We start from the raw sequence: 21,764 nt of genomic DNA, 5'->3' as shown, positions 1-21,764 counted from the left end.
GGGATCGAATCGATGAGCAAGGATAAAGACCGCGCCATTGTCGTCAAGCGCGTCGCGCCGAAAAAGGGCAACCACCACGGTGGCGCCTGGAAGCTCGCGTACGCGGACTTCATGACCGCGATGATGGCGTTCTTCCTGCTGATGTGGCTGCTGAGTTCGGCTTCCACTGTGCAGTTGAAGGGCATCGCCGACTACTTCAACCAGCCGTTGAAGGTCACGCTGTGGGGCGGCGATCGCAGCGCGCAGGATTCGAGCATCATCAATGGCGGCGGCCGCGACATCTCGACCGACCAGCAAGGCGTGACGCGCACCACCGACGGTTCGATCACCCGCGCCGAACACACGGTCGCGCACAACGACGACGATTCGTCCAAACAGTCGCAGGGCGAGCTGGAGCGGCGCGAACAGGTGCGTCTGCACGACCTGCAGGTCAAGCTGATGGCCGCGATCGAGGCGAACCCGGTGTTGCGCCAGTTCAAGCAGCAGATCCGCATCGATTCGACGCTGACCGGCTTGCGCATCGAAATCGTCGACTCGCAGAAGCGGCCGATGTTCGCCACCGCGAAAGACGTGGTCGAACCGTACATGCGCGACATCCTGCGCGAGATCGGCCACACGCTGAACGACGTGCCGAACCGGATCATCGTGCAAGGCCACACCGACGCCGCGCAATACGCGGGCGGCGAGAAGGGCTACAGCAATTGGGAACTGTCCGCGGACCGCGCCAATGCGTCGCGCCGGGAGCTGATCGGCGGCGGCATGGACGAAGCGAAGGTGATGCGCGTGCTCGGCCTTGCGTCGACGCAGAACCTGAACAAGGCGGACCCGATGGATCCGGAGAATCGCCGCATCAGCATCATCGTATTGAACAAGAAGTCCGAGGACGCGCTCGATCACGACGACTCCACGACGACCACCTTGTCGGACGACGCAGCCGGCTCCAAGCCGTTGCTGCAAAAGATTGGGCAACCGGCGACGGTTGCACCGAAGTTGCCGGCGGCGGCGCCGGCGGCCCAGTAACAGATAGCGGCCGCCCGGCCGGTGCAGGCGCCTCCCGGGCGCGCACGGTCCGGCGGTCCATAGCGTGAGTGCAGCGAGGTTTTTATGATCAGGCACATCCTGGCAATCGACGATTCGGCGGCGATGCGGCAAATTCTCGCCGCCACGCTGACGACAGCCGGCTATGAGGTGACGCTCGCGGCGGACGGCAACGAAGGGCTCGAGAACGCGCTCGCGATGTCGTTCGATCTGGTGTTGACCGATCAGCACATGCCGGGCAAGACCGGTCTCGATCTGATCGCGGCACTGCGCACCAACCCGGCTTATCAGGTCACGCCCATCCTCGTCCTCACGACGGAATCGGGCGAGCCGTTCAAGGAGGCGGCGCGGGCCGCGGGGGCGACCGGCTGGATCGAAAAGCCACTCGACCCCGACATGTTGACCGAACTGGTGGCGGCGCTGGCCGAACCGGACCACGCGTAAGCGCCACCCTTAAACCAGTTTTAGAAGCTCTCGAAGCAGCGGCACGGCAGCCCCGGCCTAGACAGGAACTCTCGCGGTGACCCAGGCATGACACTCGACATCACTCAGTTCTATCAGACGTTTTTCGACGAAGCGGACGAACTGCTCGCACAGATGGAGCAGTTGCTGCTCAATCTCGACATCGCACACCCGGACCCCGAGGACCTCGCGGCGATTTTCCGCGCGGCGCACTCGATCAAGGGCGGCGCGGCGACGTTCGGTTTTACCGCACTGACGGAAACCACCCACATTCTCGAATCGCTGCTCGACCGCGCGCGCAACAACGAACTCGTGCTGCGCAAGGACATGATCGACACGTTCCTCGAAACCAAGGACGTGTTGTCGGGCCAGCTCGCCGACTACCGCGCGAGCGCCGAGCCGGACGCCGCGGTCGCGAAGGCGATCTGCGCGAAGCTCGAACAGTTGCATGCGGAAAGCCGCCAGGGCGGTGTGCCGGCGCAAGCCGCCGCGCCCGCGGCACCGGCCGCACCGGCAACACCGGCCGCACCCGCAACAGAGGCGGCGGCCGGGAACGGCACGCCGCCGGAACACGTCGTCGACCAGGCGGTGCAGGACGCGACGGGTGAATGGAACGACGGCGAACCGGCACAGACCGGGCAAGCCGCAGGAGCCGGCGACGCGGATGGCGCCGGCCCCCATCTGAAAATTACGCTACGGGGCGTGGGTGAGAAGGACCAGGAACTGCTGGCCGAAGAGCTCGGCAACCTGGGGAATATTGTCGGGCAGGTCAAGAGCGGCGGCGATCTGACGCTGTGGCTCCAGACCGATGTGACCTCCGACGACATCATCGCCGTATGCTGTTTCGTGATCGACGAAAGTCAGATCGTGATCGGCCGCGGCACCGCACCGGCGGACGACTCCCAGCAAGGCGAACCTGGAACGCCGGACGCTGAGGTTTCGTCGCCGGCGCAGGCAGCACACGCGGAACCGGCGGGGCAGGCAGCATCGTCGGCGCAGGCGGCCCACACTGCGGCCCCCGCGCACACGCACGGTTTGTTCGACGCACCGGCCGCGGCACCCGCTGCGGCCGCAGCGGCGCCTGCCGCGGCGAGCGCGGGCACAGCGGCCCAACCCGCCGCGGCCGAACAGGACCGCAAGGCCGCACGTCCGGCCGCGGCGGCCGGCGGCGCGGAAGGCAGCTCGATTCGCGTCGGCGTCGAAAAGGTCGATCAGTTGATCAACCTGGTCGGCGAACTGGTGATCACGCAGGCGATGCTCGCCGAGACCACCAGCACCTTCGATCCGGCGCTGCACGATCGCCTGTTCAACGGGATGGCGCAGCTCGAACGCAACGCGCGCGATCTGCAGGAAGCGGTGATGTCGATCCGCATGATGCCGATGGATTACGTGTTCAGCCGCTTCCCGCGTCTGGTGCGCGATCTGGCGGCGAAACTCGGCAAGGAAGTGGAACTCGTCACGTTCGGTCAGGCGACCGAACTCGACAAGAGCCTGATCGAACGGATCATCGATCCGTTGACCCACCTGGTGCGCAACAGTCTCGACCACGGCATCGAAACCGTGGAAGCGCGGCGCGCGGCGGGTAAGGATTCGACCGGCCAACTGGTGCTTTCGGCGGCTCACCACGGCGGCAACATCGTCATCGAAGTGAGCGACGACGGCGCGGGCCTGCGCCGCGACAAGATTCTCGCGAAGGCGGCCAAGCAGGGCATGCAGGTCAGCGAAAGCATGACCGACGACGAAGTCTGGAACCTGATTTTCCTGCCGGGCTTCTCGACGGCGGAGCAGGTCACGGACGTCTCGGGACGCGGCGTCGGCATGGACGTGGTGAAGCGCAACATCCAGTCGATGGGCGGCCACGTGGAAATCACGTCGCACGCCGGCAAGGGCAGCACCACGCGCATCGTGTTGCCGCTTACGCTGGCGATTCTCGACGGCATGTCGGTGAAGGTCGGCAACGAGATCTTCATTCTGCCGCTGAACTTCGTGATGGAGTCGCTGCAACCGCGCGCCGAAGACATCTACACCGTGGCCAACGGCGAACGCGTGGTGCGCGTGCGCGGCGAATATCTGCCGCTCGTCGCATTGCACGAAGTGTTCAACGTCGAAGACGCCAAGCGGGAACCGACGCAAGGCATCGTCACCATCATGCAAACCGAAGGGCGCCGCTTTGCGATGCTGATCGACGAGCTGGTGGGACAGCAGCAGGTGGTCGTGAAGAATCTGGAAACGAACTACCGCAAGGTGCACGGCATTTCCGCCGCGACCATTCTCGGCGACGGCAGTGTCGCGCTGATCGTGGACGTGGCGGCGCTGAACCGCGAGACGCGCAACGCGCACGGCGCAATGAGCCTCGCATGATGAACGCAGCGAACGTAGTACAGGCAACGCTTACTCAACTCAACTCATCCCAACCGTTTGGGGGCTAACGTGGCAGAAGTCCAATCCATCAATTCGGGCGTCGCGAACGCGAGCGCTAACGCGAGCGGCACGAATGGCCGCCGTGACGCGCAGCAGGCAGACGCCGGCGGTCAGGAATTCCTCGTCTTCACGCTCGGCGCCGAAGAGTACGGCATCGATATTCTCAAAGTGCAGGAAATCCGCGGCTACGACAACGTGACGCGGATCGCCAATGCACCCGAGTTCATCAAAGGCGTGATCAATCTGCGCGGCATCATCGTGCCGATCGTGGACATGCGCATCAAATTCCATCTGGGCCGCGTCGAATACGACCACCAGACCGTCGTGATCATCCTGAACGTCGCGCATCGCGTGGTCGGGATGGTGGTGGACGGCGTGTCGGACGTGCTCACGCTCGCCACCGACCAAATCATGCCGGCGCCGGAATTCGGCGCGACCCTCACGACCGAGTACCTCACGGGTCTGGGCACCGTCGACGGCCGCATGCTGATCCTGATGGACATCGAAAAGCTGATGACCAGCCGGGAAATGGCGCTGATCGAATCGCTCGCCGCGTAACGGCACGCTTCGTTCGGGTAGTGGGCAGGTAGTAAAAAACGGGCAGCAAACGGGCAGCAAACGGGCAGCAACAGGTAGCACGTCGGTTCGTAACAGGGAGCGTCGAGATGCTGAGCAGGTGGTCGATTCGCACATCGCTGACGGTGGTGGGGGTCATTCTGGTGGCGCTGACCGTCGTGGTCGGCTCTCTTGGTCTAACCGCCTTGAACGGCGCAAGCCGGTCGCTCGACCGGCTCTCGCGTGGCGATCTGGTCGCCATTCATGCGCTCGACGACGCGTCTGCGTACCTGTTGCGTTCCCGTCTCGCGATTGACCGCTTCAACACGCTGTCGGCCGCGGGCAACGCGGACGAAGCGAAGAAAGCGATCAACCGCGCGCAGGAACTGCTGACGAAGGGCAACCAGAGCTGGCAGCTCTATCAGGACGCGCCGAAGACCGGCATCGATCAGGCGCTGCTCGACGACGTCGTCGCCAAACGGGCCAGCCTGATGCACGACGGCGTGGATCCGGAGTTCGCGGCGCTGACCGCGAACGACATGGCCGCGTATCACGCAATCGCCGATACGAAGATCAGCCCGATGTTCATCGCGTACGACACCGCCGCCACGGGTGTCGTCAACGCGTTGCAGCAAAACGCGGTGGATCAGCAGGCGCGCGCGCAAGCGCAGATCTCGACGATGACCACGCTGATCATGGCCGTCACCGCGCTCGCATTGCTGATGGTAGTGGGGATCCGCTTCGCGCTGCGCGGCCTGATCGTGCAGCCGCTCGCCGACGCGACCGCGTGCTTCGAGCGGATCGCTTCGGGCGATCTGTCCGCGCGAGTCGACGTGTTCAGCCGCAACGAGATCGGGCGGCTCTTCGCCGGCATCAAGCGGATGCAGGACAGCATGTCGACGATGGTGAGGGCGGTTCACAGCAGCACCGAATCGATCGACACCGGCGCGCGCGAAATCGCAATGGGCAATACCGATCTGTCGCAACGCACCGAGCAACAGGCCGCTTCGTTGCAGGAAACCGCGTCGAGCATGGAGCAGTTGACCGGCACCGTGCGGCAGAACGCAGAGAACGCACGTCAGGCGAGCCAGCTGGCCGTCAACGCGTCGGACATCGCGACGCGCGGCGGCTCGGTGGTCGGCGAAGTCGTCACGACGATGCAGGACATCGCGGCCAGCTCGAACAAGGTCGTCGACATCATCGGCGTGATCGAAGGGATTGCGTTCCAGACCAATATTCTGGCGCTGAACGCCGCAGTGGAAGCGGCGCGGGCCGGTGAGCAGGGTCGCGGCTTCGCGGTGGTCGCGGGCGAAGTGCGCAGCCTCGCGCAGCGCAGCGCCAGCGCCGCGAAGGAAATCAAGGGATTGATCGGCGACTCGGTCGACAAGGTGCAAAGCGGCTCGGCGCTGGTCGGCCGCGCGGGTACCACGATGGAAGAGATCGTGCAGGCGGTGCGCCGCGTGACCGACATCATGGGCGAGATCAGCGCGGCGTCGGAAGAACAGTCGGGCGGCATCGAACAGGTGAATCGCGCGGTCGTGCAGATGGACGAAGTCACGCAGCAGAACGCCGCGCTGGTCGAACAGGCAGCGGCAGCGGCGGCGTCGCTCGAAGAGCAGACGCGGCAGTTGCAGGCGGTGGTGGGCGTGTGGAAGGTGGCGGCCGGCGACGGCGATGGCAGCGCTCGCGTCAATGCGAGCGCGGTGCGCAGGAGCGGCGGCGGGAAAGCGCCGGCGCTCAAGGCGGCGTCGGCTCACACCGCAGCGCATCCGGCCGCGCAAGCCGCATCGAACGCGGCATCGAACACAGCGGCGGCAGAAAGTCCGGCCGCGCTTCAGCCCCCAAAAGCGGCTGAAGCGCGCGCCGCACGCGTCGAGCCGGCGCTGAAACCGAAGTCCGCTCGCGCGGCATCCGAACCCGCAGCACGCCCGGCCGCGACAAGCGTGGCGTCGGCGGGATCGGATTCGGACTGGGAAACGTTCTAGGAACGCGGCACAGACAACATGCAGTCATTCGGCATCTCGCTCCGCGTGGGGCGAATCATCGAAGCACGCTTGCAACGCGTGTCGCGGGCCGACTGCGTGTTAGCGGTACTCGCGCAACAGCGCGGCCCCGCGAAAAAAATCCCTTTCGCCGATGGCGGTTACGTCGGCGAAAAGCGGGATGGCTCGTATTGCAGGCAGGAACTCTGATGATGGCAACGCGCGCACAACAACGCCCTGACAGGGCGGAGCCGGTCAAAGCCGGCGAGCAAGGACGGGATTTCGAATTCACGTCGGCGGATTTCGCTCGTATCCGCGATCTGATCCACCGCAGCGCGGGCATCTCGCTGTCGGATCATAAGCGCGATATGGCGTATAGCCGGCTTGCGCGCCGTCTGCGAGCGCGCGGACTCGACACGTTCAAGCAGTACCTCGATCTGCTCGAAGCGGAAAACGATCCGGCCGAGTGGGAAGCCTTCACCAATGCGCTGACCACCAACCTGACCGCGTTTTTCCGCGAAGCGCATCACTTCCCGATTCTCGCCGGGTTCGTGCCGCGCCGCGCGCAGCCGGTTTCGGTGTGGTGCTCGGCGGCCTCGACCGGCGAGGAGCCGTATTCGATCGCGATGACGCTGATCGAAGCGCTCGGCGACAGCGCCGCGCGTCAGGCCACGGTGCTCGCCACCGATATCGACACGCAGGTGCTGGCCAAAGCCGAAGCCGGCATGTACCAGTTCGACCAGGTGAAGCATCTGTCGCCCGAGCGCCTGAAGCGCTTCTTCCTGAAGGGCACCGGCGCGCATGCCGGCATGGTCAAGGTGCGCCCGGAAGTGCGCGCGATGGTGCGCTTCGAGCAACTGAATCTGACCGACCGCGATTACCAGTTGCGCTCGCAGTTCGACGCGATCTTCTGCCGCAACGTGATGATCTACTTCGACAAGCCGACGCAGGCGCAGGTGCTCGCGCGCTTCGAGCCGTTGATGAAATCGGGCGGCCTGCTGTTCGCCGGTCATTCGGAAAACTTCACCTATGTGACGCAGGCGTTCAAGCTGCGCGGCCAGACCGTCTACGAACTCACGCGCGACACGGCGAGCGCGCCGGCACGTGCGGCGGGCAGCGTGGGTAGCACGAGCAGCACGGGTCATGCGACGACCGGCGGGGTGACCGTATGAGCACCCGTCTGCCGATCGCGACCAATCTTTATTTCGACAACCACTTCCAGCGCCCCGGCGTGAAGCTGTTGCCGAACGAGTTCTACACCACCAGCGAAGACATGGTCCTCGTCACCGTGCTCGGCTCGTGCGTCGCGGCGTGTATTCAGGACCGCACCGCGGGCATCGGCGGGATGAACCACTTCATGCTGCCGGACGACGGCGCCGACGTCGGCCAGGCCGCGTCGGATTCGATGCGCTACGGCGCGTACGCGATGGAAATGCTGATCAACGAACTGATCAAGGCCGGTGGCCGGCGCGAACGCTTCGAAGCGAAGGTGTTCGGCGGCGGCGCGGTGCTGGCCGGCATGACGACGATGAACATCGGCGACCGCAATTCGGAATTCGTACGCCGCTATCTGGCGCTCGAAAAGATTCGCATCGTCGCCGAGGACTTGCAGGGCAATCATCCACGCAAGGTCGCCTTCATGCCGCGCACCGGCCAGGTGATGGTGAAGAAGTTGCGTTTGCAGCAGGAAGCGGGCGTGGCCGAACGCGAACAGGCGCTCGTGCGGCAAAGCGCGGAAGCGCGCGCCGAGCGGCTCGCGGCGGCGCGCAAACGGGTCGAACTGTTTGCCACGCCGGCCGCCGCGCGTCCGAAGGTCGAGCTGTTTTCTTCGTCTGCCGCAAGACCCAAGGTCGAATTGTTTTCGAACGGCGCAGGCACGCGCCCAATCAATTCAAACAACGCCAGAACTACAGAGGAGGCGTGAGCGCTGTGCAAAAGATCAAAGTACTGTGCGTCGACGATTCGGCGCTGATCCGCAGCCTGATGACGGAGATCATCAACGGCCAGCCGGACATGACCGTCGTGGCGACCGCACCCGACCCGCTGGTCGCGCGCGATCTCATCAAGCAGCACAACCCGGACGTGTTGACGCTCGACGTCGAAATGCCGCGCATGGACGGTCTCGACTTCCTCGAGAAGCTGATGCGCCTGCGGCCGATGCCGGTCGTGATGGTGTCCTCGCTGACCGAGCGCGGCAATGAAATCACGCTGCGCGCGCTGGAACTCGGCGCGGTCGATTTCGTCACGAAGCCGAAGGTCGGCATTCGCGACGGCATGCTCGACTACTCGGAAAAGCTCGCCGACAAGGTCCGCGCCGCGGCCCGCGCGCGCGTGCGCCAGGCCGCGCCGGTGCAGCACGCGGCGACGCAGGCGGCGCATGCGCCTGCCGCCGCCCCGCTGTTCAACAATCCGCTGCTCAGTACCGAGAAGCTGATCATCGTCGGCGCGTCGACAGGCGGCACCGAAGCGATCCGCGAAGTGCTGGTGCCGCTGCCGCCGGATGCGCCCGCCGTGCTGATCGCGCAGCACATGCCGCCCGGTTTTACAAAATCTTTTGCGCAACGCCTCAATGGTTTGTGCCGGATTACCGTTAAAGAGGCAGAGCACGGCGAACGCGTGCTGCCGGGACACGCGTATATCGCGCCCGGCCACGCTCACCTGTTGCTGGCCCGCAGCGGCGCGAACTATATTGCTCACCTGTCGGACGAGCCGCCGGTGAACCGGCACCGTCCTTCGGTCGACGTGCTGTTCCGTTCGGCCGCGCAGCATGCGGGCAAGAACGCGGTCGGTGTGATCCTGACAGGAATGGGGCGCGACGGCGCCGCCGGACTGCTGGATATGAAGAAAGCGGGGGCGTACACCCTCGCGCAGGACGAAGCGAGCTGTATCGTGTTCGGCATGCCGCGCGAAGCGATCGCGCTGGGTGCCGCGGACGAAATTGCGTCGCTGCCGGAAATGAGCCGGCGTGTGATGGCGCGTCTGTCGTCGATGGGTGATCGCGTACAGCGGGTATGATGCGCGGGCCCGACGGCGAGCGCCAGGCACGGGACCGGAGTAAGAACGCCGGTCGACACTGGTTGGACTGAACTGGCGGTCATGCGCCGCATCATGGATCAAGCAAAGGGAATGAAATGGATAAGGGAATGAAGATTCTGGTGGTTGACGACTTTCCGACGATGCGCCGGATCGTCCGCAACCTCCTCAAGGAGCTCGGCTACTCGAACGTCGACGAAGCGGAAGACGGCCAGGCCGGTCTTGCGCGTCTGCGTGGCGGTACTTACGACTTCGTGATTTCCGACTGGAACATGCCGAACCTCGACGGTCTGGCCATGCTCAAGGAAATCCGCGCCGACGCGCACCTGACGCACCTGCCGGTGCTGATGGTGACGGCCGAATCGAAGAAGGAAAACATCATCGCGGCGGCCCAGGCCGGCGCGAGCGGTTATGTCGTCAAGCCGTTTACGGCCGCGACGCTCGACGAGAAGCTCAATAAGATTCTCGAGAAGATGGCCAAGACTGGGAGCTGATGTGAATCTGCCGACCGACGCGCAAGGCGCCGAAGCGGGTAACGATAGCGGCGACTTCGCGTCCGACCGCATTCTCGCCCGCATTGGACAACTGACGCGCACGCTGCGCGACTCGATGCGGGAGCTTGGGCTCGACAAACATGTCGAGCGTGCGGCGGAAGCCGTGCCCGACGCTCGCGATCGTCTGAAGTACATCGCGAACATGACCGAGCAGGCGGCGGAGCGCGTGCTGTCGGCGATCGACATCGCGAAGCCGATCCAGACGCAGTTGCAGCAGGACGCGGCTGAGCTCGATGCGCGCTGGGAAAAGTGGTACGAGGCGCCGATCGAGCGCGAGGAAGTGCGCGCGGTGATCAAGGACACGCGCACGTTCCTGAGCGGCGTGCCCGAAGCGACTACCGCGACCAATACGCAACTGATGGAAATCATGCTGGCGCAGGACTTCCAGGATCTGACCGGCCAGGTCATCAAGAAGATCACGGACGTCGTGTACCTGATCGAGCAGCAGTTGCTCGGCGTGCTGGTCGAGAACATCGCGCTCGAGCGGCGTCAGCAGTTCGCGGCGAATGCGGCGGCGTTGGCGGCGGAGCCGTCGTCGACCGGCAGCCCGGAAGGTCTGCTCAATGGTCCGCAGATCAATCCGGAAGGCAAGACGGACGTGGTGCAGGACCAGTCGCAGGTCGATGATCTGCTGGCGAGCCTGGGTTTTTGAAGCGGGCATAAAGCGGGTATGAGCCGCGGGCACTGGCTCGCCAGGTGCGCGGCAATCCTCCAGAGCGGAAGTACAAAGGCAGACACATAGCAAGCCACGCGCCCGCGCGTGGCCGCTTCCTTTCGTCATGAAAGCACAGGCATACTACGGGCACCAGCAGCGGCGCGGCTTTCCGGTGAGCGGTCGGCACAGGGCGATGACACGTTGAAGAAGCCTTCCTCCGTGTGACGAAAGCGGTGTCGTATGATCTGCCTACATGCGGCCGGTTCGCACGACGTGCGCACCGGGCGGCAGCAGCTTCACGGGAGGAGCCTTGCTATGCGGAGTCGTTTACGCCGCGCCGTGTGCATCACGGCGTTTGCCTTGCCCTGTTCGCTTATCGCCGTGCCAGCCGCTCATGCGGCGCTAGGCGGCGCCCCAATGACACCCCCGGCCGACGCGTCGGTTTCTTCACGCGTCGTGCAAGGCGTTGCGCGTTCCGCGTCCAGCGCCGCTTCTTCAGCTTCTGCCACCGCTTCACTCTCTTCTTCCAGTTCCTCGTCTTTCACCGTGCGTGAGACCACGTTCGGCAACGGCACCGTGGTGCGCGAATATCTGGCCGCGGACGGCTCGGTATTCGGCATTGCGTGGCGCGGTCCGCAAATGCCGGATCTGAACGACCTGCTCGGCAGTTACTTCCCGCAATACGTGGCCGGCGTGAAAGCCGTGCGCGCGGCGCGCGGCGGCGGCCGTGGCCCGGTTGCGGTCGATCAGACGAGCCTCGTGGTGCGCTCGGGCGGCCACATGGGCGCCTTCAACGGCCAGGCCTGGCTGCCGCCCGCGTTGCCCGCCGGCGTCAGCGGTTCCGACATCCAGTAACGCGAGGACAGAACGATGCGAACCATGCGTATTGCTTTGAAGCTCAAGGGCTGGATGCAGGCCGCAGCGGCCGTGGCGTTGGTATCCGCGGTGGCGGCTTGCGGCGGTGGCGGCGGCGGTGACAACAACTCCAGTTCGGGCGGCCTGAACGGCGGTTCGCTACCCGCGAGCCCGACCCAGCAGCCGATCGCCGCGAACGCCGCCAACACGGTGCCGATCACGGTCGGCCCGGGCGTGCAGGGCGTGATCAATATTCCGACGGTGAGCGTAACGATCTGCGCGCCGGGCTCGGCCGCGAACTGTCAGACCATCAACAACATCCAGGTGGATACCGGCTCGTTCGGGCTGCGGGTGGTCAGCTCCGTGCTGAGCAGCTCGCTGATCAATGCGCTGCCGATCAACACGATCGGCACGGGCGGCGCGCAGCTCGCCGAGTGCGCGACCTTCGCGGACGGCTACACGTGGGGCACGGTGCGCAACGCCAGTGTGTCGATCGGCGGCGAGACGACGACGGCGGCCATCCCGTTGCAGATCATCGGCGATCTGTCCGCGAGCTCCGTGCCCGCGCGCGGTTGCGGCAGCGGCTCGGCGGAGAACACGGTGAGCGATCTGGGCGCGAACGGTATTCTCGGCATCGGCACGTCGCCGACCGACTGCGGTGCGACCTGTGCGAACGCGGCAACCGCTGCCACGTACAGCAACTACTTCGCGTGCCCGGGCGGCACGTCCTGCACGCGTACCGCGGTGCCTCTCGCACAGCAGGTCGCCAATCCGGTCGCGCATTTCCCGGTCGACAACAACGGTGTGATCGTGCAGATGCCGCCGGTGTCGAATACCGGTTCGCCGTCCGCGGTCGGCACACTGGTGTTCGGGATCGGCACGCAGGCGAACAATCAGCTCGCGGCCGCGCAGACCTTCACCACCGATGCTTATGGCGATCTGAACAACAGCGTCTATAACGGCACGACAGTGCAGGCGTTTCTGGATTCGGGCTCGAACGGCTATTTCTTCGCCGACAGTTCGCTCGCGCTGTGCGGCAGCAATTACCCGGGCTTTTACTGCCCGTCGTCGGCGCAGACCCGCAACGTCAATCTGGTGGGACTGAACGGGGCGAAAGCTACCGCCAGCATCGGCATCCTGAGCGCGGCGACGCTGTTCAGCAACGCGGGCAACTACGCGTTCAACGATCTGGCCGGGCAGATCGGCGGCAACAGCAGCTTCGATCTCGGCCTGCCGTTCTTCTATGGCCGGTACGTCTATTACGGCCTCGACCAGACGGCGACCGGCGGCCCGGCGCCGTTCGTCGGGTATTAGCCGCGCGCACGCCGGCTGAGCCGCGCCGCGGCCAGCCGGCGGCCCGCATCGAGGTGCGGGGCCGCCTGTTCCATCCCTCGAAATACCCCCCTTTCTCCGCCCTTATCCGCCGATCAGCGCTTGCATCGAGCGGGAATAATCGCTCTCACTGGAAAGAGGCGCCGTGCCTCGTCCCACCGGATGGAGAGCTTTTGTGGCAGAGGACAGCGACCTCGAAAAAACCGAATCAGCCACCCCCCGGCGCCTGCAGAAGGCGCGCGAGGAAGGGCAGATCGTGCGTTCGCGGGAGCTGTCGACGTTTGCGCTGCTGAGCGCGGGATTCTTCGGCGTGTGGGGGATGTCCAGCAGCATCGGCGAGCATTTGCAGCAGATGTTGCGCGCGTCGTTCACGTTCGATCACGCGAGCGTGTTCGAAACCCGGCGCATGCTGATCGGCGCGGGCGCCGCGGGCCGCGAAGGCCTCTACGCGCTGCTGCCGATTCTCGCGTTTACCGGCGCCGCCGCGCTGCTCTCGCCGCTGGCGCTGGGCGGCTGGCAATTGTCCGCGAAAGGCCTCGAGCCGAAGTTCAACCGGCTCAACCCGATCACCGGCCTCGGCAAGATTTTTTCGATCAACGGGCCGATCCAGCTCGGCATGTCGCTCGCGAAGACGCTGGTGGTGGGTCTCATCGGCGGGACGGCGATCTGGAATCGCCGCGAGGAGGTTCTCGCGCTCGCGACCCAGCCGCTGCATCTGGCGCTCGCCAACACCGTGCATCTGATCGCGGTCTGCTGCGGGATGACGGTGGCGGGCATGTTCGTGATCGCGGCGCTGGACGTGCCGTATCAGCTCTGGCAGTTCCACAAGAAACTGCGCATGACGAAGGAAGAAGTGAAGCGCGAACACCGCGAAAGCGAAGGCGATCCGCACGTGAAAGGCCGGATTCGCGCGCAGCAACGGGCGATTGCCCGCCGCCGGATGATGACCAACGTGCCGAAGGCCGACGTGGTGGTGACCAACCCGACGCACTTCGCAGTCGCGCTGCAGTACACCGACGGCGAGATGCGCGCGCCGAAGGTGGTCGCCAAGGGCGTGAACCTGGTGGCCGCGCGGATTCGCGAGATCGCCGCCGAGAACAACGTGCCGTTACTGGAAGCGCCGCCGCTCGCGCGAGCGCTGTATCACAACGTCGAATTGAACCGCGAGATTCCGGGGCCGCTGTATGGCGCGGTCGCCGAAGTGCTCGCGTGGGTGTATCAGTTGCGACGCTTCAAGACCGAGGGCGGCGAAAAGCCGGTCACGCCGACCGACTTCGACGTGCCCGCGGAACTCGACAAGGGCGGCGTATCGGATGAAGAGGCGAACGAGGAAGCCGCCGACACGCTGAACCCCGCCGCAAACTCTGCTAACGACGACGCTTCAGGAGCCTCCGCATGAACGCTCGCGCCGGATTCCTGTCCCGACGGCCGGATGCCTTGAGCGGCACCAATTTGCGCGCCCTCGCCGGGCCGGTGCTGATCTGCATGATCCTCGGCATGATGATCTTGCCGTTGCCGCCGTTCCTGCTGGATCTGCTGTTCACCTTCAACATCGCGCTTTCGGTGATGGTGCTGCTCGTCAGCATGTACACGATGAAGCCGCTCGACTTCGCCGCGTTCCCGAGCGTGCTGCTGTTCTCGACGTTGCTGCGCCTGTCGCTGAACGTGGCGTCCACGCGGGTCGTGCTGCTCGAAGGCCACACCGGCCCGGACGCGGCCGGCCAGGTGATCGAGTCGTTCGGCCACTTCCTCGTGGGCGGCAACTTCGCGGTCGGTATCGTCGTGTTCGTTATCTTGATGGTCATCAACTTCATGGTGATCACCAAGGGCGCGGGGCGGATCGCGGAAGTGTCCGCGCGCTTTACGCTCGACGCGATGCCCGGCAAGCAGATGGCGATCGACGCCGACCTGAACGCCGGCCTCATCAACGAAGAACAGGCTCGCAAGCGCCGTCTGGAAGTCTCCCAGGAAGCCGAGTTCTACGGTTCGATGGACGGTGCCAGCAAGTTCGTGCGCGGCGATGCGATCGCCGGCTTGCTGATCATGGTGATCAACATCGTCGGCGGGCTGATCGTCGGGATCGTGCAGCACGGGATGGACTTCGCGTCCGCGGGCAAGACCTATACGCTCCTGACGATCGGCGACGGTCTCGTCGCGCAGATCCCGTCGCTGGTGATCTCGACGGCCGCGGGTGTGATCGTGTCGCGCGTGGCCACCAACGAAGACATCGGCACGCAATTGACCGGGCAGCTGTTCACGAACCCGCGCGTGCTGGTGATTACCGGCTGCATTCTCGTGCTGATGGGCCTGATTCCGGGCATGCCGCATTTCGCGTTTCTGATTCTCGGCGGCGGTCTGATCCAGCTCGGCCGCACGATGAAAAAACGCGCCGAGGACCGCAAGAACACCACCGCGCTGGTCGACGTCGCACCGGCCGCGATGACACCGGTCGAGAACACCGAAGCCAGCTGGGACGACGTGACGATGATCGACACGCTCGGCCTCGAGGTCGGCTACCGGCTGATTCCGCTCGTCGACAAGAACTCGGACGGCGAACTGCTCAAGCGGATCAAGAGCATCCGCAAGAAGTTCGCGCAGGAAATCGGCTTCCTGCCGCCGGTGATCCATATCCGCGACAACCTCGAATTGCGGCCGAACGGCTACCGGATCGCGCTGAAGGGCGTCGAAGTGGGCGTCGGCGAGGCGTATCCGGGCCAGTGGCTCGCGATCAACCCGGGACAGGTGTCCGCCGCGCTGCCGGGCGTGCCGACGCAAGATCCGGCGTTCGGGCTGCCGGCGATCTGGATCGATACGAATCTGCGCGAGCAGGCGCAGGTGTATGGCTACACGGTGGTCGATTCGAGCACCGTGGTGGCGACGCACCTGAACCATCTGGTGGTCACGCACGCGTCCGAGCTGCTCGGCCGCCGCGAAGTGCAGGCGCTGCTGGAGCGGATGCAGAAGGACACGCCGTCGCTGGTCGACGATCTGGTGCCGAAGTCGCTGCCGCTCACCACGCTGCAAAAGGTGTTGCAAAACCTGCTGGAAGAAGGCGTGCCGATCCGCGACATGCGCACGATTCTCGAAGCGCTGTCCGAACACACGCCGAAGATCACCGACGCGCACGATCTCACGGCCGCCGTGCGGCTCTCGCTCGGCCGCGCGATTACGCAGCAATGGTTCCCCGGCACCGGCGACATGCAGGTGATGGGCCTCGATTCGAATCTCGAACGCGTGCTGTCGCAGGCGCTTTCCACCGGCGCGAATCCGGGTCTCGAACCGGGCCTCGCGCATACGCTGCTCACCGAGACGCAGAAGGCGATGACCCGCCAGCAGAACCTCGGGCTCTCCCCGGTGTTGCTGGTGCAGCACGCGCTGCGGCCGATGCTCGCGCGCTTCCTGCGGCGCAGCCTGCCGCAGTTGAAGGTGCTGTCGTATGCCGAAGTGCCGGACACCCGCAACATCAAGGTGGTGAACCTGATCGGCTCGCACGGCTGACGCGGGTGGCCAACTCCGGCTGGCGGCCGTTGACCCGCGGAATGAAAACCGGCGCTTTTCGAGCGCCGGTTTTCATTCCGGCGCGTGATTTTCCCTGCTGGGAGCGACTGGCGGAGTACATGCCGCCCGCGTGAAGACGCCGCTCGGCGCCGCACTGCGGTCTGTTTCAAACCGCCGTGCGTGTGAATCGAAGGGCGTGTCCATCGCCCGAATTGCCCGCCTTTACCCGTCTTTATCCATCGATCGTCACTCGAAGGGTTTCGCAATAATGGTCTCAATGGGAAGCGGTATGTTGCCGGTCCGTTAGTCCGTTTACCTCATCGGGGGTCCAGCTTGAACATTCGTAAATTTGTCGGTGCTACCAGTCGTGATGCTTTGCGTCTCGTCCGTGAAGCGCTGGGCGCGGACGCAGTCGTCCTGTCCAATCGCACGATGGATGACGGCAGCGTCGAGATCGTCGCACTGGCCGATAGCGAGCTGGCGGCGATCTCGCCGAAGGTGCCGCGCAACGGCGCGCTCGCGTCGACGAATGGACTGGCCGCCCACACGACGTCCGCTTCGTCCGCCGCACCGCGCGCGTTGCCCTCGATGCACGCGAATCCTTATGCGAGCGGGATGCCGGATGTGTTTTCGTCAGTGTTCGGCGCGAGCCCGGAAGCCGGCGCGGAAAACCTGAGCAGCCATTCCACCTATGCCGACGACGCCGACGACGCCCTCGTCCCGGCCGCGCCGTCGAGCGCAGCAAAGGCCGCCAAGGGCGCCGCACCGAAAGCCGCATCGCCGGGCGTGTCCAGGGCGCAAGCAGCCGGATCCGCTGCACCGTCCGCATCGCAACCGATCAAGCTCAACCAGCCCAGCGCCCGCGCCGCCGCAACCCGCCTGACCGACGACCTGCGTGCCGATCTGCTGAAGGCGGCAGGCGTGCCGGCCGGCTCTGCCGCGCTGGCCGCGAAAGCCGACACGCCGCGCACGATGGCCGAATCGAATCCGTGGCTGATCGACCATGCTCGCCGGATCGCCGCGGAACAGCAGGAACAGGGCGCGTACAGCGCGCGCGCTGCCGCGATGACGCCGGCCGCCGCGATGGCCAAGGGCCTCGGCGCCGCTGTCGAGCCCGGCATGCAAGCGTCGCACGCAGCGTTTGCCGCCGACAAACCCGAATGGGCCCGCGAAGCCGCGCAGGTCGCTGCCCGCCGCTCCGCGCTGAAGAATGCCGCGGCGCAACCCGTCGGCGACGACAGCCGCACGCCGGCTTCGGTCGCCGAAGCGATCAAGGCGCGCATGGAGCAGGTGGTCAACGACACCGTGATGAGCGAACTGTCGTCGATGCGCGGCATGATGGAAGAACACTTCGCCGGTCTCATGTGGGGCGACCGCCAGCGCCGCAACCCGGCGCGCGCGGCGCTCACCAAGCATCTGTTCGCGGCAGGCTTCTCCGCGCAGCTCGTGCAGATGATGGTCGACAACCTGCCCGCCGAAGTCGAAAACCTGGACGGCGGGATGGACTGGGTGCGCTCGGTGCTCGAGTCGAACCTGCCGGTCATGGAAGACGAAGACGCGCTGATGGAGCGCGGCGGCGTGTTCGCGCTGATGGGCCCGACGGGCGTCGGCAAGACCACGACCACCGCGAAGCTCGCCGCGCGCTGCGTGATGCGCTTTGGCGCAAGCAAGGTGGCGCTGCTCACCACCGACAGCTACCGGATCGGCGGCCACGAACAACTGCGCATCTTCGGCAAGATTCTCGGCGTGTCGGTGCACGCGGTGAAAGACAGCGCCGACCTGCAACTCGCGCTCTCCGAATTGCGCAACAAGCACATCGTGCTGATCGACACGATCGGCATGAGCCAGCGCGACCGTCTCGTGTCCGAGCAGATCGCGATGCTGTGCCGCGCCGGTCAGCCGGTGCAACGCCTGTTGCTGCTCAACGCGACCAGCCACGGCGACACGTTGAACGAAGTCGTGCAGGCCTACCAGCGCGCGCCGGATCAGCAGCCGCTCGCCGGCTGCATCCTGACCAAGCTCGACGAAGCGACCAATCTGGGCGGCGTGCTCGATACGGTGATCCGCTACAAGCTGCCGGTGCACTACGTGTCGACCGGTCAGAAAGTGCCCGAGAACCTGTATGTCGCGACGAGGAAATTCCTGATCAAGAGCGCGTTCTGCATTCCGCGCGACAACTCGCCGTTCGTGCCGCACGACGACGACATTCCGGCGTTGCTATCCGCGCTGTCCGCGCGTTCGACGGCCGAATTGCACGAGGTGCGCTTTGGATAAGCTCATCTCCGATCAGGCGGAAGGACTGCGGCGGCTGCTCGCGAAGAGCGGCTCGCGTGTGATTGCGGTGACGGGCGGCACGGCGAGCGTCGGCTGCACGACGACCGTGGTGAATCTCGCGGCGGCGCTCGCGCAGCAGGGCAAGGACGTGCTGGTGATCGACGAATGCCTCGGCGCGCGCTCGGTGGGCGCGGCGCTCGGCGGCTTGCGCGGCGCCGGCAATATCGCAGCGGTGGTGCGCGGCGAGATGCACCTCGACGACGCCGCCGCGCGTCACGCGCTCGGCTTTTCCGTGCTGACGGCCTCGCGCAGTGATCGCGAAGGTCACTCGTCCGCGCAGTTGGATGTGCTGTTGCACGGCTCGGCCGACATCGTGCTGATCGATGCGCAACTGGACCCGCAAGGCCATTTGTCGCCGCTCGCGATACTGGCGCACGACGTGATGATCGTCACGCGCGTGGCCGCGCAGGCGATCACCGACGCCTACGCGTGCATGAAGCGCCTGCACTATGCACACGCGCTCGCGCAGTTCCGCGTGCTGGTGAATCACGTGCTCAGCGTGGAAGACGCGCATACCGCGTTTGCCAACCTGGCCGGCGTGGCGGGGCGCTATCTGGCGGTGGCGCTGGAAGACGCCGGTTGTATTGCCGCCGATGTGCGGACGGCGCGGGCGCAGGAGTTGTCGCGGTGTGTCGTCGACGCGTTTCCGTCGACACCGGCCGCGCGAGACTTCCGGCACCTTGCCGCCGAGTTGCAGTACTGGCCGATGCGGCCAGCGATGTCGTCGCAAACGCGCTGGATGGCGCCTGCGACAGTTACAGCGGCGCAACACGCCGACCAACCGTCTGCGCAGCACGCCTGAGAGGCGGCACGAAGACAAGGGGAGCACGATGTATAACGCTCAGGGAAAGATTTCCCAAGCCGATGTTCTGACCAAGTATGCACCGCTGGTGCGTCGCCTCGGCTTGCAGCTTGTCGCCAAGATGCCGGCGAGCGTCGATCTCGACGATCTGATCCAGGCCGGCATGATCGGGCTGCTGGATGCGGCCGGCCGCTATAAGGAAGACCAGGGCGCGCAATTCGAGACCTACGCGAGCCAGCGGATTCGCGGCGCGATGCTCGACGAATTGCGCAGCAACGACTGGTTGCCGCGCAGCTTGCGGCGCACCTCGCGCGAGGTGGAAACGGCGGTGCACAAGGTCGAGCAGAACCTGGGCCGCTCCGCGAGCGAAACCGAGATCGCCGAGCATCTGCAAATGCCGCTCGACGAATATCAGTCGATGCTGCAGGACCTGCACGGCAGCCAGTTGATCTACTACGAAGACTTCGACCGTTCCGCGGACGACGAACCGTTTCTCGACCGTTACTGCGTCGATCATTCGGACCCGCTGTCCGCGCTACTCGACGACAGCCTGCGCTCGGCGCTGGTGGAAGCGATCGACCGCTTGCCGGAACGCGAGAAGCTGCTGATGTCGCTCTACTACGAGCGCGGAATGAATCTGCGAGAAATCGGCGCGGTGATGGAAGTGAGTGAATCGCGGGTGTGCCAGTTGCACAGCCAGGCCGTGGCCCGCTTGCGCACGCGTTTGCGCGAAATGGCCTGGGCGAACGCCGAGGCGACCTGAGGTTGCGGCGAGCGGTTCAACTGCGTTGAGGTTCGGGCGGCGGCGCGCCCGCGCTATTTCAAGCCCGCTTTATGCGTCCGCCATTGCATGCTCGGCGGCCAGCGCGAGAAACGCCGAACGCGACATGCCGCGCGCCTGCGCGTAAGCGTCGATATCGTGCACGAGCGCCTCGGGCAACGAGATGTTGATGCGCACGGCTTTCTTCAACGCCGGGATGTTGCGGGTGGTGACGAACCCCCAGACAAAGCCCGCGTAGTCCGGATTGCGCCGGTGTTCTTCAAGCGTGAGACGCTCGGGGATCGGCAGTCCTTCATCGAGCAGCGTGTCCAGATGCGCCTCGATTGCCTCCTTCGCGTTCGCGTAGGCTTGTTCCAACGAATCGCCCGCCGAATGGCAGCCCGGAATATCGGGCACCACTACACCGAACGCGTGCTGCGAGTCACCCGGTTCGATGGCGATGGGGAAAATCAGATTTTTCATTTCAGGCCTGCCTGTTTCAGGATGCTGTTCAGCGTGCCGGGCGGAAGATCCTTTTTCGGATGCGGGATGGTCACGAGACCGGCTTTTGACGCGTGGCGGAAATGATGGTGACTGCCCGATGTCCGGATCAACCGCCAGCCATCCGCTTGAATGAGTTTGACGACCTCGGTACTGTTCATTGCGTATTCCTCGAATCATACACACGATTACACAACCTCGCTAGTGGGTAAGACCTCGCCGTTTGCTCGCTCCGGGTAGCGTGGAAGCTGTCCAGAGCGGCGAGGAACCTCAGTGGGGGGAATCGGTGATTTCAACGCGGCGCGGCAATTTGCGCCACCTGGCCGAATGGCCAACGGGGCGAAAGAGGGCGATGTGGGGATGGTCGAAAAGCAAAAGGGCTCGTCGGTCGAAGACGAGCCCTTTATGTTTGGCAACAGGGAAAACGATCGGCGAGCTTTGTACCGCTAGCTAAACGAAGCTGAATCGAAGCCTGAAACCGCTCACACCGTCGCTTGCGCCGGAATCCGGCCGTCCGGTCCGTAGAAACCGGCCTTTTGCGGCACGGCAACCTGCAGCGCCGTCAGCGCGCGCTGGTTGTAGTCCATCCGGATGCGGATCAGTTCGCCGTTGCTGGTATTGGTGCGCCGCGCACGCTCAGCGGCCTTCTGCAGCAGCGACCACTGTTCGGAGAGCCGCGCGTCGGCGCTGGCCGCCAGCTCCATACCGGACCAGCCGGACGGCAGCCCCATCTCGGCCAGTTGCGCGTCGCGCGCGGTCTCGAGATTGGCGAGCACACCGATCAGTTCGGTTTTCTTCTCGACGATCGGCGGCAATTGTTCCAGCGGCGACAACGCGGTCAGCGCCCTGGTTTCGAGCGCCAGAATCGAGGCGAACGCCTCGACGGCCGTATGTTCTTCGATGAGGGTGGCAAGCAGGGCGTTTTTCATCTCAACAACTCGCTGAGCACGACGGCTCGCGCGCAATCCGCGAGCCGGGTTGG

At 65.1% G+C, this 21,764-nt stretch carries 20 protein-coding genes; 17 read left to right on the top strand and 3 right to left on the bottom strand.

Features of this window, described 5'->3' with window-relative positions; genetic code table 11:
• Positions 1-12 precede the first annotated feature (12 nt).
• The 17 genes from motB (at position 13) to PQQ51_RS24170 (ending at position 20,284) form a co-directional block, all read left to right on the top strand.
• Positions 13-1,020: a flagellar motor protein MotB gene (gene motB, locus PQQ51_RS24250; RefSeq protein ID WP_408499401.1), complete on the top strand. Its 1,008-nt coding sequence runs from the start codon at positions 13-15 to the stop codon at positions 1,018-1,020.
• An 84-nt stretch (positions 1,021-1,104) separates the two neighbouring features.
• Positions 1,105-1,482 (top strand): response regulator, encoded by a 378-nt coding sequence (locus tag PQQ51_RS24245; RefSeq protein WP_408499400.1) that lies wholly within the window; start codon positions 1,105-1,107, stop codon positions 1,480-1,482.
• 87 nt (positions 1,483-1,569) lie between these two features.
• Complete coding sequence (cheA, locus tag PQQ51_RS24240; protein WP_408499398.1) at positions 1,570-3,861, top strand: chemotaxis protein CheA; 2,292 nt, start codon at positions 1,570-1,572, stop codon at positions 3,859-3,861.
• Positions 3,862-3,930: 69 nt separating this feature from the next.
• A complete protein-coding gene (gene cheW, locus PQQ51_RS24235) occupies positions 3,931-4,479 on the top strand; it encodes a chemotaxis protein CheW (RefSeq protein ID WP_408499397.1) in 549 nt (182 codons plus the stop codon).
• 107 nt (positions 4,480-4,586) lie between these two features.
• Positions 4,587-6,461, top strand: a complete 1,875-nt coding sequence (locus PQQ51_RS24230; RefSeq protein WP_408499396.1) for a methyl-accepting chemotaxis protein — start codon at positions 4,587-4,589, stop codon at positions 6,459-6,461.
• Between the two features lie 206 nt (positions 6,462-6,667).
• Complete coding sequence (locus PQQ51_RS24225) at positions 6,668-7,630, top strand: CheR family methyltransferase (protein ID WP_408499395.1); 963 nt, start codon at positions 6,668-6,670, stop codon at positions 7,628-7,630.
• Positions 7,627-8,382, top strand: coding sequence for a chemoreceptor glutamine deamidase CheD (gene cheD / locus PQQ51_RS24220; RefSeq protein WP_408499394.1), 756 nt, complete (start codon positions 7,627-7,629; stop codon positions 8,380-8,382). Before PQQ51_RS24225 ends, cheD begins: the two co-directional genes overlap by 4 nt.
• 5 nt (positions 8,383-8,387) lie before the next feature.
• Positions 8,388-9,473 (top strand): protein-glutamate methylesterase/protein-glutamine glutaminase, encoded by a 1,086-nt coding sequence (gene cheB, locus PQQ51_RS24215; RefSeq protein ID WP_408499393.1) that lies wholly within the window; start codon positions 8,388-8,390, stop codon positions 9,471-9,473.
• Between the two features lie 116 nt (positions 9,474-9,589).
• Positions 9,590-9,985 (top strand): chemotaxis response regulator CheY, encoded by a 396-nt coding sequence (cheY, locus tag PQQ51_RS24210; RefSeq protein WP_408499392.1) that lies wholly within the window; start codon positions 9,590-9,592, stop codon positions 9,983-9,985.
• Between the two features lies 1 nt (position 9,986).
• Positions 9,987-10,697, top strand: a complete 711-nt coding sequence (cheZ, locus tag PQQ51_RS24205) for a protein phosphatase CheZ (protein ID WP_408499391.1) — start codon at positions 9,987-9,989, stop codon at positions 10,695-10,697.
• 318 nt (positions 10,698-11,015) lie between these two features.
• Positions 11,016-11,555 (top strand): DUF2844 domain-containing protein, encoded by a 540-nt coding sequence (locus PQQ51_RS24200; protein WP_408499390.1) that lies wholly within the window; start codon positions 11,016-11,018, stop codon positions 11,553-11,555.
• 15 nt (positions 11,556-11,570) lie between these two features.
• Positions 11,571-12,869: a DUF3443 domain-containing protein gene (locus PQQ51_RS24195; protein WP_408499389.1), complete on the top strand. Its 1,299-nt coding sequence runs from the start codon at positions 11,571-11,573 to the stop codon at positions 12,867-12,869.
• 193 nt (positions 12,870-13,062) lie between these two features.
• The gene (gene flhB, locus PQQ51_RS24190) at positions 13,063-14,286 is read left to right on the top strand and encodes a flagellar biosynthesis protein FlhB (protein ID WP_408499388.1); all 1,224 of its coding nucleotides are present in this window, start codon (positions 13,063-13,065) and stop codon (positions 14,284-14,286) included.
• Positions 14,283-16,385 (top strand): flagellar biosynthesis protein FlhA, encoded by a 2,103-nt coding sequence (gene flhA, locus PQQ51_RS24185; RefSeq protein WP_408499387.1) that lies wholly within the window; start codon positions 14,283-14,285, stop codon positions 16,383-16,385. The genes flhB and flhA overlap by 4 nt, the downstream gene beginning before the upstream one ends.
• Before the next feature lie 333 nt (positions 16,386-16,718).
• A complete protein-coding gene (gene flhF / locus PQQ51_RS24180; RefSeq protein WP_408499386.1) occupies positions 16,719-18,659 on the top strand; it encodes a flagellar biosynthesis GTPase FlhF in 1,941 nt (646 codons plus the stop codon).
• Positions 18,652-19,521, top strand: coding sequence for a MinD/ParA family ATP-binding protein (locus PQQ51_RS24175; RefSeq protein ID WP_408499385.1), 870 nt, complete (start codon positions 18,652-18,654; stop codon positions 19,519-19,521). The genes flhF and PQQ51_RS24175 overlap by 8 nt, the downstream gene beginning before the upstream one ends.
• A gap of 28 nt (positions 19,522-19,549) precedes the next feature.
• On the top strand, positions 19,550-20,284 hold the full coding sequence (locus PQQ51_RS24170; protein WP_408499384.1) for an RNA polymerase sigma factor FliA: 735 nt from the start codon (positions 19,550-19,552) through the stop codon (positions 20,282-20,284).
• A gap of 69 nt (positions 20,285-20,353) precedes the next feature.
• On the opposite strand, the gene PQQ51_RS24165 is transcribed toward PQQ51_RS24170, so the two are convergent.
• The 3 genes from PQQ51_RS24165 to PQQ51_RS24155 form a co-directional block, all read right to left on the bottom strand.
• Positions 20,354-20,764 (bottom strand): type II toxin-antitoxin system HicB family antitoxin, encoded by a 411-nt coding sequence (locus PQQ51_RS24165; RefSeq protein ID WP_408499383.1) that lies wholly within the window; start codon positions 20,762-20,764, stop codon positions 20,354-20,356.
• Positions 20,761-20,943: a type II toxin-antitoxin system HicA family toxin gene (locus tag PQQ51_RS24160; protein ID WP_408499382.1), complete on the bottom strand. Its 183-nt coding sequence runs from the start codon at positions 20,941-20,943 to the stop codon at positions 20,761-20,763. Before PQQ51_RS24160 ends, PQQ51_RS24165 begins: the two co-directional genes overlap by 4 nt.
• Positions 20,944-21,264: 321 nt before the next feature.
• Positions 21,265-21,711, bottom strand: a complete 447-nt coding sequence (locus PQQ51_RS24155) for a flagellar protein FlgN (protein ID WP_408499381.1) — start codon at positions 21,709-21,711, stop codon at positions 21,265-21,267.
• Positions 21,712-21,764: the final 53 nt, after the last annotated feature.

The organism is Paraburkholderia xenovorans, from assembly GCF_046030735.1.
GTDB classification, from domain to species: Bacteria; Pseudomonadota; Gammaproteobacteria; order Burkholderiales; family Burkholderiaceae; genus Paraburkholderia; species Paraburkholderia xenovorans_A.
This window is presented reverse-complemented; position numbering and strand designations above follow the sequence as displayed.